Genomic DNA, 15,610 nt, shown 5'->3' with positions numbered 1-15,610 from the left:
TCGGTTTTTATAAAATCGGGTCGGGCCGGCATCATGCCGGCCTGATCAGCTTATGCGCCCCTCAGGGCTTAGTCGGCGGTCGCGACCTGAACGGTGGCTGCGGCCGAGGCGGTCTGGGCCTCTTCCTCAAGCGTGCCGCCCTGTTCGGCAACCCATTCGGCATAAACCGCAGGGCTGACGGCCTTCACGACGATCGGCATATAGGCGTGGTTGATGCCGCAAAGTTCGCTGCACTGACCGAAATAGGTGCCTTCCTGTTCGACGTTGAACCAGGCCTGCGCGATGCGGCCCGGAACGGCGTCCTGCTTTACCGCAAATGCGGGAATGGTCCAGGAATGGATCACATCGCCCGAGGTCACCTGCAACAGCACGTTCTGACCCGTGGGGATCACAACAGCGGTGTCGGTGGCCAGCAAATATTCATCCTCGGCATAACCGGCTTCGGCCAGATCCTGTTTTTCCAGCATCAGGGCATCGAAGGACACGCCATTGTCGGGATATTCATAGGACCAGTACCACTGGTGCCCCGTGACCTTCACCACAACATCGGGGTCTTGTGGCATTTCCTGACTGCGGAACAGGATGGGCAGGGAAAACGCACCGATGGCCACAAGGATCAGCACAGGAACCAGCGTCCATGCGATTTCCAGCGGCGTGTTATGCGTGAATTTTGCGGGAACAGGGTTCGACCGCGAATTGAAGCGCAAGATCACATACAGCAGCAATGCACAGACCACGATCGTCACCACGGTGATGATCACCAGCACGAAATGATCCAGCCATTGCTGGTCGCGTGCCAGTTCGGTGGACGCAGGCTGGAAGCCCATGCCCATTGACTTGGGTTTGCCGATCGTCGGCAGATCTTCCAATGCAGTCTGCGCCATCGCAGTCCCGGCCAACATGCCCGCCGATGCGAACCCCGTAGCTGCCGCGACTGCACGGCGAATCATCGCTTTTGCCATCATTCCATCCCGTTGCGTTGGCCCGGCCAGAATGGCCGTCGAGGCTGCCGGCAGGCTGCCCCTTTTCCTTTCACAGTGACCGTTCTATGACCATATATAGCCCGTTCGGGCAAGACATACCTATAGCATTTCCGGCCAAAGAGGGAACGCGACCCGCTGCCACGCCCGGCTTTGCCCCCTCCACCGCCCTTGCAAGGAGCCCTGCATGAGCCGCCAGTCCTTCGACCCTTTCGCCGCACAGCTTGACCGCGACACCGCCCTGAAGGTCCTGCAACAGGCCGTGCATGGTGCCGACGACGGAGAGCTGTTTCTTGAACGCAGCCAGTCGGAAACGCTGGTTTTCGATGATGGACGGTTGCGTAATTCCAGCTTTATGGCCGCGCAGGGCTTTGGCCTGCGCGCCGTGCGCGGCGAAGTATCAGGCTATGCCCATTCCAGCGAAATTACCCTGCCTGCACTGACGCGCGCAGCCGAAACCGCACGTCTGGCCGTGGGTCAGGGGGGTGGCGTAATGGCAACAGCCCCCGCGATGCGGCCCGTGAACCTCTATCCGGCGATTGATCCCGCGCAGGACATCTCGATCGCGCGCCGGATCGATCTGTTGCGCCAGATCGACGCCTATGCCCGCCAGCTGGACCCGCGTGTGGTGCAGGTGACCGTTTCCATGGGAAGCAGCATCCAGGAGGTCGCGATCCTGCGCCCGGAAGGCGGGCTTGCCACCGACATCCGCCCCATGACGCGGCTGAATGTCGCAGTGATTGTGGAAAACAACGACCGTCGTGAAAGCGGCCATGCAGGCGGCGGCGGTCGCTATGCGCTGGATGCCCTGATGGAACCCGCGCATTGGCAGGCACAGGTGCAGGAAGCTTTGCGCATTGCGCTGGTCAATCTTCGGTCCGTTCCCGCCCCTGCCGGTGTGATGGATGTGGTGCTGGGGCCGGGCTGGCCCGGCATCCTGCTGCACGAGGCCGTCGGCCACGGGCTGGAAGGTGATTTCAACCGAAAGAAGGCCAGCGCCTTTGCCGGTCTGATGGGCCAGCGCGTCGCAGCCCCCGGCGTGACCGTTGTCGATGACGGCACCATCCCCGACCGCCGCGGCAGCCTGAACATCGACGATGAAGGCACCCCCCCTGCCCGCAACGTGCTGATCGAGGATGGCATCCTTGTCGGCTATATGCAGGACCGCCAGAACGCCCGCCTGATGGGGGTCGAACCGACCGGCAACGGGCGTCGCGAAAGCTATGCCCATGTGCCGATGCCGCGGATGACCAATACCTATATGCCGGGCGGCGACACCGATCCCGCCGATATTCTGGCCGATCTGGACGATGGCATCTATGCCGTCGGCTTCGGCGGCGGTCAGGTGGATATCACCAATGGCAAATTCGTCTTTTCCTGCACCGAAGCCTATCGCGTCAAAAACGGTGTTGTGGGCGACCCGATTCGCGGGGCCACCCTGATCGGAGACGGCGCGACGGCATTGCAGCACATCCGCGGCATTGGCAACGATATGGCGCTTGATCCCGGAATGGGCAATTGCGGCAAACAGGGTCAATGGGTGCCGGTGGGCGTGGGCCAGCCGACGCTGATGATCGGCGGGCTGACGGTCGGCGGCTCGGCGGCGGGGTGACCTGCTAACGGCTTGTTAACCATTTGCGCGGTAATCCTGCCCCAAAGACGGGCGGGGGCGTGATGGAAAGCGGGCTGACAACATATGTCGATGATGATCTGTCGGTTTTACGGCTGATCCGGTCCCGCCGGGTCGGCCCCGCAACCTTCCACCGGCTGGTGCTTGAACACGGATCGGCACGGGCGGCATTGGACGCCCTGCCCGATATCGCCGCACAATCTGGCGTCACCGGCTATCAGATCTGCCCCGAGGGTGTGGCCGCCGCCGAACTGGCCGCAGGCCGCCGTGCGGGGGCTAGGCTGATCCGCTATGATTCACCGCTTTACCCCCCTGCCCTGCATGACATCGACGGCGCACCCGCCATCCTGTGGGCGCGGGGCAATCTGGATATGCTGTCGGGGAATGTTGTGGCGGTGATCGGTGCAAGAAATGCCTCGTCGCTGGGGTTGCGGATGGCGCGGGGCATGGCGGCAGGCTTGGGCGAGCAGGGATTGGTGGTGGCCGCTGGGTTGGCGCGGGGGATCGACGCCACCGCGCATACGGCGGCCTTGCCCACGGGCACCATTGCCGTAATGGCCGGTGGGGTCGATGTCATCTATCCTGCCGAAAATGCCGGACTTGCCGCGCAGATTGCCGAAAGCGGTGTGCTGGTGTCCGAACAGCCACCCGGAACAGAACCGACCGCACGCCATTTCCCGACCCGCAACCGCATCGTATCGGGCCTGTCCCGCGCCGTCGTCGTGATCGAGGCCGCGCAGCGGTCTGGCACGCTGATCACGGCCAAGAACGCGCTGGATCAGGGGCGCGAGGTGATGGCCGTCCCCGGCCACCCCATGGATGCCCGCGCATCGGGCTGTAACGCGCTGATCCGCGACGGTGCGACACTGGTCCGCAACGCCGCCGATGTAGCCGAGGCGCTTGATCACGCCCCCAAACGCGAATTCGTGACCCATGCCCCCCGACCGCGTCAGATGCAGCTTGCCCCGACACCGGTTCCCGCCGCCATTCCTCAGTCGCCAATGCAGCTGGAACACCGCATCCTGTCCCAGCTGACCCCTTCGCCTACGGAAGAAAACGACCTGATCCGCGATTTGGGCATGACGGCATCGGCGGTCAGTGCGGCCTTGTTATCGCTGGAACTTCAAGGGTTGGTAACCCGTCTGGCAGGGGGGCGTCTGGCCCTGATATGATGCCTTTCACGGTCCCCCCGACATGCAGCCCCCGTTGACAGCAGGTCGGCATGGACCCATGTTGCGACCCCATTGCAGTTGTCCGAGGTTCTCATGCCCGTTGTCGTCGTCGAATCCCCGGCCAAGGCCAAGACTATCGAAAAATATCTTGGTGGGAACTATCGTGTTCTGGCCAGTTTCGGACATGTCCGCGACCTTCCGCCCAAGGACGGCAGCGTCGATACCGACAATGAATTCGAGATGAAATGGGAAGTCGCCTCGGACAGTAAAAAGCATCTGAAGGCCATCAAGGATGCGCTGAAGGAAGATCCCAACCTGATCCTTGCCACCGACCCTGATCGTGAGGGCGAGGCGATCAGCTGGCACCTGCTGGAGGCGTTGCAAACCTCGCTGAAGAAGACCAGCGAAGTCAGCCGCGTCACCTTCAACGCCATCACCAAGACCGCCGTGACCGAGGCGATGGCCAAACCGCGCCAGATCGACCAGCCGCTGGTCGACGCCTATCTGGCACGCCGTGCGCTGGACTATCTGGTCGGCTTCAAGCTGTCGCCGGTGCTGTGGCGCAAGCTGCCCGGTGCCAAATCGGCGGGTCGGGTGCAATCGGTCTGCCTGCGCCTGATCGTCGATCGGGAAATGGAGATCGAGGCCTTCAAGGCCCGCGAATACTGGTCCGTCCACGCCCGACTGGCCACCCCCGGCGGTGACGAATATGACGCGACCCTGACCACGCTGGCAGGCTCCAAGCTGGACCGCTTTGATCTGGCCACCGCCGAACAGGCCGCCATGGCTGTCAGCGCCGTGTCCAGCCGCGATCTGAAGGTCAGCAGCGTGGCCGCCAAACCCGCAACGCGGAACCCGTGGCCGCCCTTCATGACCTCGACCCTGCAGCAGGAAGCCAGCCGCAAGATGGGCATGGGTGCCAAGGCCTGCATGTCCGCCGCGCAGCGTTTGTACGAAGCCGGTCTGATCACCTATATGCGGACCGACGGCATCGACATGGCCCCCGAGGCGGTGATGGCCGCCCGTGATGCGATCAAGGCCAAATTCGGCGAAAACTACCTGCCGAAAAGCCCGCGCATGTATAAAAACAAGGCCAAGAACGCGCAGGAAGCCCACGAATGTATCCGCCCCACCGACATGATGATGTCGCCGGAAAAGGCGCGTCTGGCCGCCGACGATCAACGCAAGCTCTATGATCTGATCTGGAAGCGCACCATCGCCAGCCAGATGGAAGCCGCCCGGATGGAGCGCACGACTGTCGAGATCGCAAGCCCAGACAATCAGGTCGGCCTGCGCGCCACCGGTCAGGTGATGATGTTCGACGGCTTCCTGCGGGTCTATGACCAAGGCCGTGACGATGACGACAGCGAGGACAGCGCCCGCCTGCCCGCCATTACCGAAGGTGAGGCGGCGACGTTGGTCGCCGGTGGATTCGACACGGAATTTGCCAAGGCCAAGGAAAAAACCGACCCGCTGCCCGACGCGCCCAACGGCCAGCGCGCGGCTCCCGGCCTGCTGATAAACGACGCGGCATCCACCGCATCGCGCCAGCATTTCACCCAACCGCCCCCGCGCTTTACCGAAGCCACCTTGGTCAAGCGGATGGAGGAGTTGGGCATCGGGCGTCCGTCGACCTATGCCAGCATCGTCACGACGATTCAGGACCGCGACTATGTCCGCAAAGACAAGAACCGCCTGATTCCCGAAGACAAAGGCCGCTTGGTCACGACCTTCCTGATCAAGTATTTCCCGCGCTATGTCAGCCACGACTTTACCGCAAACCTTGAAAACGAGCTGGATGAAATCAGCGCGGGCGACCGCCTGTGGCGCGAAGTCCTCAGCCGCTTCTGGAAGGATTTTTCAAAGGCGCTGGAAGGCACCAGCGAACTGCGCATCACCGAAGTGCTGGATGCCATCGACGAGGCGCTGGCACCGCATCTGTATCCGCCACGCGCGGATGGCGGTGATCCGCGTGTCTGCCCGCTGTGCAACGAAGGCCGGCTGAACCTGAAAACCGCGCGTTCCGGCGGGGCTTTCATCGGCTGCACCAATTACCCCGAATGCCGTTATACCCGCCCACTTTCGGCCCCTGACGGGGAAGAACCCGTCGGTGATCGTGATCTGGGCGAAGATGCCGGTGACAAGATCAGCCTGAAGGTTGGCCGTTTCGGTCCCTATGTCCAGCGCGGCGAGGCGACCGAAGAGGTGCCGAAACCACCCCGTTCCTCTATCCCCAAGGGCTGGGATGCGGCCAAGCTGGATCTGGAACAGGCGGTCCAGCTGCTGTCCCTGCCCCGTCCCGTCGGCCCGCATCCCGAAGATGGCGTGCTGATCGAGGCTAGCCTTGGCCGCTTTGGCCCCTTTGTCAAACACGGTTCGAAATATGCCAATCTTCCCGACGTTGAGGAAGTTTTCACCATCGGCATGAACCGCGCGGTCGAGGTTCTGGCCGCCAAGCAGACCCGTGGACGCGGTGCAGCAGCAGCGCCATTGAAGGAACTGGGCGACCACCCCGATGGCGGCCCCATTCAGGTCATGAGCGGGCGTTATGGCCCCTATGTTAAATGGGCCAAGATCAATGCCACCCTGCCCCGCGATGTCGCGCCCGAAGACCTGAGCGTTGAACAGGCGCTGGAACTAATTGCCGCCAAGGCTGCGAAAGCACCCGCGGCAAAGAAAAAGGCACCTGCGAAAAAGCCAGCCGCCAAGAAGCCAGCGGCAAAGAAACCCGCAGCCAAAAAAACGGCCGCGAAAAAGGCAGATGACACCCCCGAGGAATAGGGTGACATCCGCCATCCTTGTCCGGTCAGACATCCCGGACAGGATGACTTTGTGCTGAACACTTTTACCGGTGAACGCCCCGACCTGATCGTCGGGGCGTTCACATGATGTGGCCGCGATTGACACAGCGCCGACTGCAGGCGACAACTTTGATAACGATGGTAACGCAAGGGAAGGAGGCCCGATGAACAAGGTTTACAAAACGGCTGCAGAAGCACTGGAGGGTGTTCTGCACGACGGGATGTTCATCGCGGCAGGGGGCTTTGGCCTTTGCGGCATACCAGAGCTGCTGATCGACGCGATCCGCGATGCGGGCACCAAGGATCTGACCATTGCCAGCAACAATTGCGGCATTGATGATTTCGGTCTGGGGATTTTGCTGCAAACGCGCCAGATCAAAAAGATGATCAGCTCCTACGTCGGGGAAAACGCGGAATTCATGCGCCAGTATCTGTCGAAAGAGCTGGAGCTGGAGTTCAACCCTCAAGGCACATTGGCCGAACGGATGCGGGCTGGCGGCAGCGGCATTGCGGGCTTTTACACCCGCACCGGCGTCGGCACCCTGATTGCCGAAGGGAAAGAACATAAGGATTTCGACGGCCAGACCCATATTCTGGAACGTAGCATCGTCGCCGATCTGGCCATCGTCAAAGCATGGAAAGCCGATGACACCGGCAATCTGGTGTTCCGCAAGACAGCACGCAATTTCAACCCGCCCGCAGCGATGTGCGGCAAGATCTGCGTCGTCGAGGTCGAGGAGATCGTTCCACGCGGCAGCATCGATCCCGATCAGATCCATCTGCCCGGAATCTATGTGCATCGGATCATCCAAGGCACCCATGAAAAGCGCATCGAACAGCGCACGACCCGTAAGAAGGAGTCCGCGTAATGCCTTGGGATCGCAACCAGATGGCCGCCCGCGCGGCAGCCGAACTTGAAGACGGCATGTATGTAAACCTTGGCATCGGCATTCCGACTCTGGTGGCCAATTATGTTGGTGACAAGGACATCACCCTGCAGTCGGAAAACGGCATGCTGGGCATGGGCCCTTTCCCGTTCGAAGGGGAAGAAGATCCCGATCTGATCAACGCCGGCAAACAGACCATCACCGAACTGGACCGCACTGCCTATTTCGACAGTGCGACCAGTTTTGCGATGATCCGCGGGGGCAAGATCGCCGCCGCCATCCTTGGCGCGATGGAGGTTGCCGAAAACGGTGATCTTGCCAACTGGATGATCCCCGGCAAGCTGATCAAGGGCATGGGCGGCGCGATGGATCTGGTCGCGGGCGTGGGCCGCGTGATCGTGGTCATGGATCACACCAATAAGGCGGGCGATTCCAAGATCTTGCGCGAATGCACGCTGCCCCTGACCGGCAAAGGTGTCGTTGACCGCATCATCACCAATCTTGGTGTTCTGGATGTGGTCGATGGCGGTCTGAAGATCGTCGAGCTGGCCGATGGCATCTCCGAGGATGAATTGCGCAACGCGACGCAGGCGACCATCGTCACTTAAGCCGCTGACCTGTATTGGATTCAAAAGATGGGGGGCACTGCCCCCCATTGTCGTTGAAATAAAGAAAAAGGCCGCTTCATGCCCGAACTGACCGCCGACCAGATCCAGACGCTGTTCACCAAAAGCGATGGCAGCTTCCTTTGCGCCCGCTGGGGCCGTCCGGTCGCGCCGGTCATCTTCGGGTTGGCCGATGAAACACTGGATATTTTCCGCAGCGTGATCCGCGCTGGCTTTAACCACGCCCGACATCCGGTTGTCGAAACCGATCCGGAAATGGGTGCAAACCTGATGGTGTTTTTTGTCCGCGATTGGGCCGAATTGGCGGGGGTTCCCGACCTTGCGGAACTGACCGGCATTGCCGACCTGCCCGAACGGTTAGCAGGCCAGTCAGCAGACCAGTACCGCCTGTTCCGTTTCGATGACAACGGCGCGATCCGCGTCTGTATGGTTTTCCTGAACATGTCCGGCACGCTGGCCGACGCGCATCCCGCCGCACTGGCCGAGCGGGTGATGATGCAATCCGCCCTGACCTTTGCCACTGATTTTACCGCTGATGAACAAATGGCCGCGCTGATCCGCGCGGCCTATGATCCGGTCTTGCCGGTGGCGGTCGATCAGCCTGTCCACGCATTACGTCTAGCCGCGCGGTTGGCTTAGGGTGTCAACCCTTCAGGGTCCGGCAGACCGTTCGAACGCGCTGTTGCCGTCAGCGTATTCGCCAGCAGGCAGGCAATGGTCATCGGGCCAACGCCCCCGGGCACAGGCGTAAAAGCCCCTGCCACCTGCGCGACTGAAGCTTGATCGACATCGCCGACCAACCCGTCCTCGGTCCGGTTGATTCCGACGTCAATGACGGTGGCGCCCGGCTTGACCCAGTCCCCCTGCACGAATTTAGCCCGCCCGACAGCCGCGACGATGATATCAGCCTGACGGCATACAGCAGGCAGATCGGCCGTGCGGGAATGGGCGACGGTTACGGTCGCGCTGTCACGCAACAGCAGTTGTGCCATCGGCTTGCCGACAATATTGCTGCGCCCGATAACTACGGCGTTTTTGCCTGCAAGCGACCCCAGATGGTCGCGCAGCAGCATCAGACAGCCAAGCGGCGTGCAGGGCACCATGGCCTTTTGTCCGGTCGCCAGACGGCCCACATTCAGGATATGGAAGCCGTCGACATCCTTTTCAGGGGTGATGGCGTTGATAACTGCAGCCTCATCCATATGGTCAGGCAAGGGCAGTTGCACCAGAATGCCGTTCACAGCCGGATCGGCGTTCAGCGTTGCAATCAGCGCCAGCAGGTCGTCCTGTGCGGTTTCCACCGGTAGCTTGTGTTCGAACGAGGCCATTCCGACCTCTTTTGTCATACGCCCTTTGGACCGGACATAGACCTGACTTGCAGGATCTTCACCCACCAGAACGACGGCAAGACCGGGGGTTATACCCTTTTCCGCCATGCGGCCAACCTCGGCTGCGATGCGGGTCCGAAGGATGGCAGCGAATGCTTTGCCATCGATGATCTGGGCGGTCATGGACGATCCTTGTTCAGCTGACGTTCTTCCTGCGCAATGGCGGCATCGATCAGGATACGCCAGATCCGGTCATAAAGATCAGGATCAAGCCCATGCTGCATGGCATGGCCACGGACATTGGCGACCACTTCCTCGACCCGTTTGGGGATGCGTGCGGGCCAGCCGTTTCCGGTCTTGATCTGTGCGGCACGGTCGATCAGCGCGTGGCGACGGGCCAGCAACGCCATCAGTTCCAGATCAAGCGCGTCGATTTCACTGCGCAATGCCGGCATATCGGGAATATTGTTGATCGATGTCATCGTCCGGTTCCCATGCACCCTTATCACCTGAATCGCAAGACCTTGGCTAACGGCCCTGCTTGTCGGGCATCGCCTTGCGCAATTTGCCGATCATTGCTTTCAACTGCAACAGTTCGTCCATGCCAAGGCCGGTACCGTCGATGACGCAGTTCCTGATATCACCGGATTTCGATTCCAGCTCCTTACCCTGATCGGTCAGCGAGACAACCACCCGCCGTTCATCTTCGGGATCACGGGCACGGGTGACAAAGCCGCCGGATTCGATCCGTTTCAGCAAGGGCGTCAAGGTACTGCTGTCCAGCCCCAATTCCGCCCCCAGCTGCCCAACGGACAAACCGTCCTGCCCCCAGAGGGTCATCAGAACCAGATATTGCGGATATGTCAAACCAAGCGGGTCCAGCAACGGCTTATAAATCCGGCCAAATGCCAGATTGACGGCATAGACGTCAAAGCAAAGCATAGCCTCAAGCGGAGATGTCGTCTGTGTATTCATACAGACATATTTATGTGGCGCGCGATTGGATCGCAAGGCTTGCTTTTAAAATTCATCCTATTATATAGCGCGATAACCATTATCGCGAAAGGAAATCAGATGGTCACGAATGTCTTGTATCGCACTTCAGCGACGGCGACCGGTGGCGGTCGTGATGGACGCACCGCGCTGGACGATGGATCGGCGCAATTCGACCTGACGGTCCCCAAGGAACTGGGCGGACCCGGTGGCGACGGCCTGAACCCCGAACAGCTGTTCGCCTTGGGATATTCCGCCTGCTTTATGGGTGCATTGCGTCATCAAGCAGCGGCGCAGAAAATCACCGTGCCTGCAGATACCTCGATTAAGGTTGCCGTGGGCATTGGCCCGCGCGACGATGAAGGTTTCGGTCTTGATGTCCAGATCATTGTCGACCTGCCCGGAATGGACCGCGACGAAGCCCAAGCCCTGATCGAGGCGGCGCATCACGTCTGCCCCTATTCGCATGCCACCAAAGGCACATTGGCCATTACGCCTGCCTTGGCCTGAATAAAAAAAGCCCCCGATCCGGACCGGATCGGGGGCTTTTTTAATCAATGTGATTATGCCGGCGCTGGATCGCTGCCTGGCGTCGGGCCGGGTTTCGGAACCGCCGTAACCGCAGGGATCTTGCTGGCAGGCGTGTCATCGTCATTGTTGTCCAGTGAATCACCGCGGACAATCTTCCCGATTTCCTCACCCGTCAGGGTTTCATATTCCAGCAAACCTTTGGCCAGACGTTCGAATTCGACCGATTTTTCCGTCAGGATACGATAGGCTTCCTGATAACCATTCTCGATCAGCTCGCGGACCTCTTGCTCGATCAGTTCCTTCGTCGAAGCCGAAACTGAGAAGCCGCCGGTACTGCCGGAATAGCCTTCATGCGCTTCGGCATAATCGACCGCGCCGACCTTATCGGACATGCCCCAACGCATCACCATGGCACGTGCCAACTGGCTTGCCTGCTGGATGTCACCCGCCGGACCGTTCGATACGCCTTCTTCACCATATTTGATGATTTCAGCGGCCTTACCGGCCATCGTCATGATAATCTTTTGCTTGGCCTCATCCTTGTGGAAGTTCAGGCGATCATCTTCTGGCAGACTGACGACCATACCCAATGCACCACCACGCGGAATGATCGTGGCCTTATAGACCGGATCACATTTGGGCAGCGACAGACCGACAATGGCGTGGCCAGCCTCGTGATAGGCAGTTTTTTCTTTTTGTTCTGGCGTCAGAACCATGCTGCGGCGTTCGACACCCAGCATCACCTTGTCTTTTGCACTTTCGAAATCAGCCATGCTGACGAAACGACGGCCGATACGGGCGGCGGTCAGCGCGGCTTCGTTCACAAGGTTCATCAGGTCAGCACCCGAAAAACCGGGCGTACCGCGTGCAATCAGGCGCAAATCGACATCAGGACCGACAGGCACCTTGCGTGCGTGAACCGACAGAATTTTCTCGCGACCTTTGATATCGGGATTAGGCACGTGGATCTGACGGTCAAAACGGCCCGGACGCAGCAATGCGGGGTCCAGAACGTCTTTGCGGTTGGTCGCGGCGATGATGATGATGCCTTCATTGGCCTCAAAACCGTCCATTTCGACCAGCAGCTGGTTCAGCGTCTGTTCACGTTCGTCATTGCCACCACCGATGCCGACACCACGGGCGCGGCCCACTGCGTCGATTTCGTCGATAAACAGAATGCAGGGCGAGGATTTCTTGGCCTGCTCGAACATGTCACGGACGCGGCTTGCACCGACACCCACGAACATTTCCACAAAGTCCGAGCCAGAGATCGTGAAGAACGGCACACCAGCTTCGCCTGCAATCGCACGCGCCAGCAGCGTCTTACCGGTACCCGGAGGGCCGACCAGCAACGCGCCTTTCGGGATCTTGCCGCCAAGACGGCTGAACTTCTGCGGGTTGCGCAGGAATTCGACGATCTCTTCCAGTTCTTCCTTGGCCTCATCGATGCCCGCGACGTCGTCGAAGGTGACGCGGCCATGCTTTTCGGTCAGCAGCTTGGCCTTGGATTTGCCAAAGCCCATCGCGCCGCCCTTACCACCGCCCTGCATGCGGTTCATAAAGAAGATCCACACCCCGATCAGCAAAATGAACGGCAGCCAGACGCCGACCAGCGACATCAACCCCGAGCTTTGCTGCTTGACCACGCGGACATCGATGCCCTGCGCAATCAGCTTATCGGTGATTTCTTCGCCCATCGGACGAACGGTCGTATATTCCTGACCATCCGCGCCAGTCATGGCGACATCTTCCCCGTCAATCGTGACCGAGGAAACCTGTTCGTTCTGAACACGCTGGATGAAGTCGGAATAGCTGATCTGGCGACCGTTCATTGCACCTGATCCGTCACTGAACAGGTTGAACAGTGCCAGAACCATCAGGAACAGAACGACCCAGAAGGCGAAGTTACGTGCGTTGCCCAAAAGGGGTCCTCCGGCGGAATGCGGTTTGAATTGAAAATAGGGATTATCGGCGAAGGTTCAATGCGCCTTCACCAACCTGCGGAAATCTGACGCGCCCCGAATGGGCGAAACAGTGATTCCCGGCACCGGTTTCAACAATGGTGCCCCTATCAGACGGTCATTTTCCCAGATGGCGGGGCTTGCCGCGGCTTCGTCCCGCGTCATACCCGAATCGCGCCAATTCAAGCGAACAAGGTGATCCGTGCCCAGATTCGCGACATGTCGGCCATCGGGGACACCGGTGACCAGCCAGCGGCGGTCCCATGTCTGCCCGTCCCACGGCATCGCGCGGCGTGCCGCAGCAGCCTCGCGCGTCAGACGCAGCCGTCCACCGGAGGGCGACAGCATCACCCCGTCCAGCGTCACTTTGCCGCTGGCCATCATCGCCTCAAGCGCGTGGATCAGCGTGGCGCGGCGCGGCGGATAATCGGCCCCCGTCACCCAGCGACACCCCGCGACAAGGATACGACGGCGGATTTCGGGCGGCGCATCACGCAGATCAGCCAATGGCAACGACAGGCTGCCGCGGTCGAACTGCACATCGCGCGCCACCAGCAGCGCATAATCGGACAGCGCGGCACGGGCATCGGCGATATGTTCGGCGGAACGCGCCAGCCCCGACACGTCCAACCCCAAGGTGCGGATCGTCTGGCGAATGCGAACGCGGTCGAACTGCGCATTATCGTTGCTGGGATCGTCGATCCAGTCGATGCCACCGTCGCGCATCCAGTCGCGCAGCGCATCGCGCCCCACCCCCAGCATCGGACGCAGCCAGCGCATATCAAAGGCATCACGCCACGCGGCCATGGCAGCCAGCCCGTCGATGCCGGATCCACGCTCCAGCCGCATGACCAGCGTTTCAGCAACATCATCGGCAGTATGACCCAGACAGACCGCAGGCAGATCATTGCGCTGCGCCCAGCCCGACAGCAGCCGCAGCCGCGCATCACGGGCCTGCGCCATCAGATTGCCGGTCGAGGTATCGCGCTGCCACAGCAATGCCACATGCGGCAGCCCCAACTGGCGGGCAGCGCGGGCGACGGATTGCGCCTCGGCGGCGCTACCGTCACGCAGACCATGATCGACAGTGGCCACCATGACGCGACGTCCTTTGGCCCAATCCGCCGCGATATGCATCATCGCCACGGAATCACCGCCCCCCGATACCGCCAATCCGATTGCGGGCAGATCACCGGCCAGACGGTCAAGCGAAGTGCGAATGGTCGTGGCAGGGTCAGTCATCAAAAATCACCGGTATTCAGCCAGATCCGCCGCAGCCTCGGGGTCGATATCGGGATCAAGCAGCGGGTCCAGCGCGCCCAGATCATCAATGCCGCATCCCAACTGGCCGATGCGCTGTTCGGCGGTGGTTGCCTGCGATGTGCCGGGGAAACGGGCCGGAACCTCGGCCAGATAAAGGCAGGCGGCGGTGGCCTCGCCCTGTTCCTCGATCACGGTGGCAATGCCCAGCAGGCTTTCTGCCGCACGCGGACCGTCGGGATCGGCGGCGAAACCTTCCAGCCAGGCGGCTGCAGCGTCACGCGGTTGGCCTGCGCTTTGCAAGGATTGCCCGCGCAGGAACAAAGCCTCGGCAGTCAGGGGACCACCTGCGTGGGTCTGGGCAACATCCTCGAACATCCCGGCCGCACGGGCGTTGTCGCCCTGTTCCATGACCGCGACAGCGGCGTCGAAATCCGCCTGTTCCGAAGCCGTGGCAGCAGAGGCGCTGTCGTCAGACACCGCAGGGGCCGAAGGCGCAAGATCAGGCCCGCTGCCGACCTGCGGCTTGAGGGTTGTCAACGCGCTTAGATCGCAAGTCTCATCCATCTCGCAGACGCGAAACTCAAGATCGGAAAGCTGGCGGTCGGTCTCACGGGCCATCGTATTGATGCGGTTCTGCAAACGCTCGGCCTGATTGGTCAGCCGCGTCAGATGCGATTCCATGGCGTTCATGCGGTCGATGGCCGACGCCCCGCCCGCCGCCTGAAACCCTGACGCCCCCGAGGCGACCAGTTCCGACCGCAAGGATTGCAACTGGCCGCGCAGTTGCGACAGCTGTCCACGCATATCAGCCAGCGTCGCGGCGTCGGGCGCAGCTTGCGCCCCCGCCCCGCCCGCAAGCGACAGCGTTAAAAGCCCCGCAGCGACGGCCCGTCGGATCATGCCCCTGCCCCGCTGCTGTTGACGATGGTCACCGCACGGCGGTTTTTGGCATAGCATGTTTCTTCCGAACAGGTTTCGGCGGGACGTTCCTTACCGAATGACAGTGTGCGGATACGGTCCGGTGCCACACCCTGCGCGACCAGATATTCCTGAACCGCACTGGCACGACGCGCCCCAAGGGCAAGGTTATATTCGCGGGTGCCGGTTTCTTCGGCATGCCCCTGAACAATGGCGCTGAAGTTGCCGTGCTGGGTCAGCCATTCAGCCTGCCGCGCCAGAACATTGCGCGCATCGGGCGTCAGCGTCGTCTGGTCTGCGGGAAACAGCACCGTATTGCCCACGCCGCTTTGGAAGTATTCGGCGGTTGCCTGCGACCCCAAGGTGCCGCCGGTCAGGTCCCCCTGAAACACCGCGCCCCCGCCCACACTGGCATAGGGGTCCGCCACAGGCGGCGCGACCGGCGGCGCGGGCTGGGCACAGGCCGCAAGGGCCAGCAGGCACCCTGACAGGGCGGTCTTCATCGCGGCGTTCATCATGT

At 61.2% G+C, this 15,610-nt stretch carries 15 protein-coding genes; 7 read left to right on the top strand and 8 right to left on the bottom strand.

Translation table 11 applies throughout. The features are described from left to right. Positions 1–68: 68 nt before the first annotated feature. Positions 69–950 carry a cytochrome c oxidase subunit II gene (gene coxB / locus DWB67_RS07275; protein ID WP_255418584.1) on the bottom strand — a complete coding sequence of 294 codons (882 nt, stop codon included), beginning with the start codon at positions 948–950 and terminating at the stop codon, positions 69–71. Between the two features lie 217 nt (positions 951–1,167). On the opposite strand from coxB, the gene tldD reads away from it, so the two are divergent. From tldD to DWB67_RS07245, 6 genes are all read left to right on the top strand, one after another. Beyond that, the gene (gene tldD, locus DWB67_RS07270; protein ID WP_119806850.1) at positions 1,168–2,592 is read left to right on the top strand and encodes a metalloprotease TldD; all 1,425 of its coding nucleotides are present in this window, start codon (positions 1,168–1,170) and stop codon (positions 2,590–2,592) included. A 62-nt stretch (positions 2,593–2,654) separates the two neighbouring features. Next, positions 2,655–3,782 (top strand): DNA-processing protein DprA, encoded by a 1,128-nt coding sequence (gene dprA, locus DWB67_RS07265; protein WP_119806849.1) that lies wholly within the window; start codon positions 2,655–2,657, stop codon positions 3,780–3,782. 93 nt (positions 3,783–3,875) lie between these two features. Continuing rightward, complete coding sequence (gene topA / locus DWB67_RS07260) at positions 3,876–6,563, top strand: type I DNA topoisomerase (RefSeq protein WP_119806848.1); 2,688 nt, start codon at positions 3,876–3,878, stop codon at positions 6,561–6,563. 184 nt (positions 6,564–6,747) lie between these two features. Beyond that, the gene (locus DWB67_RS07255; protein ID WP_119806847.1) at positions 6,748–7,452 is read left to right on the top strand and encodes a CoA transferase subunit A; all 705 of its coding nucleotides are present in this window, start codon (positions 6,748–6,750) and stop codon (positions 7,450–7,452) included. Continuing rightward, on the top strand, positions 7,452–8,078 hold the full coding sequence (locus tag DWB67_RS07250; RefSeq protein WP_119806846.1) for a 3-oxoacid CoA-transferase subunit B: 627 nt from the start codon (positions 7,452–7,454) through the stop codon (positions 8,076–8,078). The genes DWB67_RS07255 and DWB67_RS07250 overlap by 1 nt, the downstream gene beginning before the upstream one ends. A 78-nt stretch (positions 8,079–8,156) precedes the next feature. Further along, positions 8,157–8,735, top strand: coding sequence for a hypothetical protein (locus tag DWB67_RS07245; RefSeq protein WP_119806845.1), 579 nt, complete (start codon positions 8,157–8,159; stop codon positions 8,733–8,735). On the opposite strand, the gene folD is transcribed toward DWB67_RS07245, so the two are convergent. From folD to DWB67_RS07230, 3 genes are read right to left on the bottom strand one after another with little or no spacing between them, the layout of a single operon-like run. After that, positions 8,732–9,607: a bifunctional methylenetetrahydrofolate dehydrogenase/methenyltetrahydrofolate cyclohydrolase FolD gene (gene folD / locus DWB67_RS07240; protein WP_119806844.1), complete on the bottom strand. Its 876-nt coding sequence runs from the start codon at positions 9,605–9,607 to the stop codon at positions 8,732–8,734. The genes DWB67_RS07245 and folD overlap by 4 nt on opposite strands. Further along, positions 9,604–9,906, bottom strand: a complete 303-nt coding sequence (locus DWB67_RS07235; RefSeq protein ID WP_255418583.1) for a chorismate mutase — start codon at positions 9,904–9,906, stop codon at positions 9,604–9,606. Before DWB67_RS07235 ends, folD begins: the two co-directional genes overlap by 4 nt. 46 nt (positions 9,907–9,952) lie before the next feature. Continuing rightward, complete coding sequence (locus tag DWB67_RS07230; RefSeq protein WP_119806843.1) at positions 9,953–10,399, bottom strand: MarR family winged helix-turn-helix transcriptional regulator; 447 nt, start codon at positions 10,397–10,399, stop codon at positions 9,953–9,955. A gap of 99 nt (positions 10,400–10,498) precedes the next feature. Between DWB67_RS07230 and DWB67_RS07225 the strand changes: the two genes are divergently transcribed. Next, positions 10,499–10,927 (top strand): organic hydroperoxide resistance protein, encoded by a 429-nt coding sequence (locus DWB67_RS07225; RefSeq protein WP_119806925.1) that lies wholly within the window; start codon positions 10,499–10,501, stop codon positions 10,925–10,927. Between the two features lie 53 nt (positions 10,928–10,980). Here the strand turns inward: DWB67_RS07225 and ftsH are convergent, their stop codons facing one another. The 4 genes from ftsH to pal are packed head-to-tail and all read right to left on the bottom strand — an operon-like array spanning position 10,981 to position 15,605. Further along, entirely contained in the window at positions 10,981–12,870 is a 1,890-nt protein-coding gene (ftsH, locus tag DWB67_RS07220; RefSeq protein ID WP_119806842.1) for an ATP-dependent zinc metalloprotease FtsH, read from the bottom strand. 57 nt (positions 12,871–12,927) lie between these two features. Then, on the bottom strand, positions 12,928–14,151 hold the full coding sequence (gene tilS, locus DWB67_RS07215) for a tRNA lysidine(34) synthetase TilS (protein WP_119806841.1): 1,224 nt from the start codon (positions 14,149–14,151) through the stop codon (positions 12,928–12,930). Positions 14,152–14,157: 6 nt separating this feature from the next. Further along, positions 14,158–15,072, bottom strand: a complete 915-nt coding sequence (locus DWB67_RS07210; RefSeq protein WP_119806840.1) for a tetratricopeptide repeat protein — start codon at positions 15,070–15,072, stop codon at positions 14,158–14,160. Beyond that, positions 15,069–15,605, bottom strand: coding sequence for a peptidoglycan-associated lipoprotein Pal (gene pal, locus DWB67_RS07205; RefSeq protein WP_119806924.1), 537 nt, complete (start codon positions 15,603–15,605; stop codon positions 15,069–15,071). The genes DWB67_RS07210 and pal overlap by 4 nt, the downstream gene beginning before the upstream one ends. Positions 15,606–15,610: the final 5 nt, after the last annotated feature.

Origin of the sequence: Paracoccus sp. JM45, assembly GCF_003590715.1 — a bacterium.
Classification (GTDB): Bacteria; Pseudomonadota; Alphaproteobacteria; order Rhodobacterales; family Rhodobacteraceae; genus Paracoccus.
The sequence above is the reverse complement of the archived record's forward strand: the minus strand, read 5'-3'. Positions and strand labels throughout refer to the sequence as shown.

What these genes read in the sequence shown, in the direction of transcription:
- dprA (WP_119806849.1), top strand. Translation starts at nt 2,655, where the DNA reads ATGGAAAGCGGGCTGACAACATATGTCGATGATGATCTGTCGGTTTTA.
- DWB67_RS07250 (WP_119806846.1), top strand. Translation starts at nt 7,452, where the DNA reads ATGCCTTGGGATCGCAACCAGATGGCCGCCCGCGCGGCAGCCGAACTT.
- DWB67_RS07255 (WP_119806847.1), top strand. Translation starts at nt 6,748, where the DNA reads ATGAACAAGGTTTACAAAACGGCTGCAGAAGCACTGGAGGGTGTTCTG.
- topA (WP_119806848.1), top strand. Translation starts at nt 3,876, where the DNA reads ATGCCCGTTGTCGTCGTCGAATCCCCGGCCAAGGCCAAGACTATCGAA.
- DWB67_RS07235 (WP_255418583.1), bottom strand. Translation starts at nt 9,906, where the DNA reads ATGACATCGATCAACAATATTCCCGATATGCCGGCATTGCGCAGTGAA.
- pal (WP_119806924.1), bottom strand. Translation starts at nt 15,605, where the DNA reads ATGAACGCCGCGATGAAGACCGCCCTGTCAGGGTGCCTGCTGGCCCTT.
- DWB67_RS07225 (WP_119806925.1), top strand. Translation starts at nt 10,499, where the DNA reads ATGGTCACGAATGTCTTGTATCGCACTTCAGCGACGGCGACCGGTGGC.
- DWB67_RS07230 (WP_119806843.1), bottom strand. Translation starts at nt 10,399, where the DNA reads ATGAATACACAGACGACATCTCCGCTTGAGGCTATGCTTTGCTTTGAC.
- DWB67_RS07210 (WP_119806840.1), bottom strand. Translation starts at nt 15,072, where the DNA reads ATGATCCGACGGGCCGTCGCTGCGGGGCTTTTAACGCTGTCGCTTGCG.
- coxB (WP_255418584.1), bottom strand. Translation starts at nt 950, where the DNA reads ATGATTCGCCGTGCAGTCGCGGCAGCTACGGGGTTCGCATCGGCGGGC.
- tilS (WP_119806841.1), bottom strand. Translation starts at nt 14,151, where the DNA reads ATGACTGACCCTGCCACGACCATTCGCACTTCGCTTGACCGTCTGGCC.
- DWB67_RS07245 (WP_119806845.1), top strand. Translation starts at nt 8,157, where the DNA reads ATGCCCGAACTGACCGCCGACCAGATCCAGACGCTGTTCACCAAAAGC.
- tldD (WP_119806850.1), top strand. Translation starts at nt 1,168, where the DNA reads ATGAGCCGCCAGTCCTTCGACCCTTTCGCCGCACAGCTTGACCGCGAC.
- folD (WP_119806844.1), bottom strand. Translation starts at nt 9,607, where the DNA reads ATGACCGCCCAGATCATCGATGGCAAAGCATTCGCTGCCATCCTTCGG.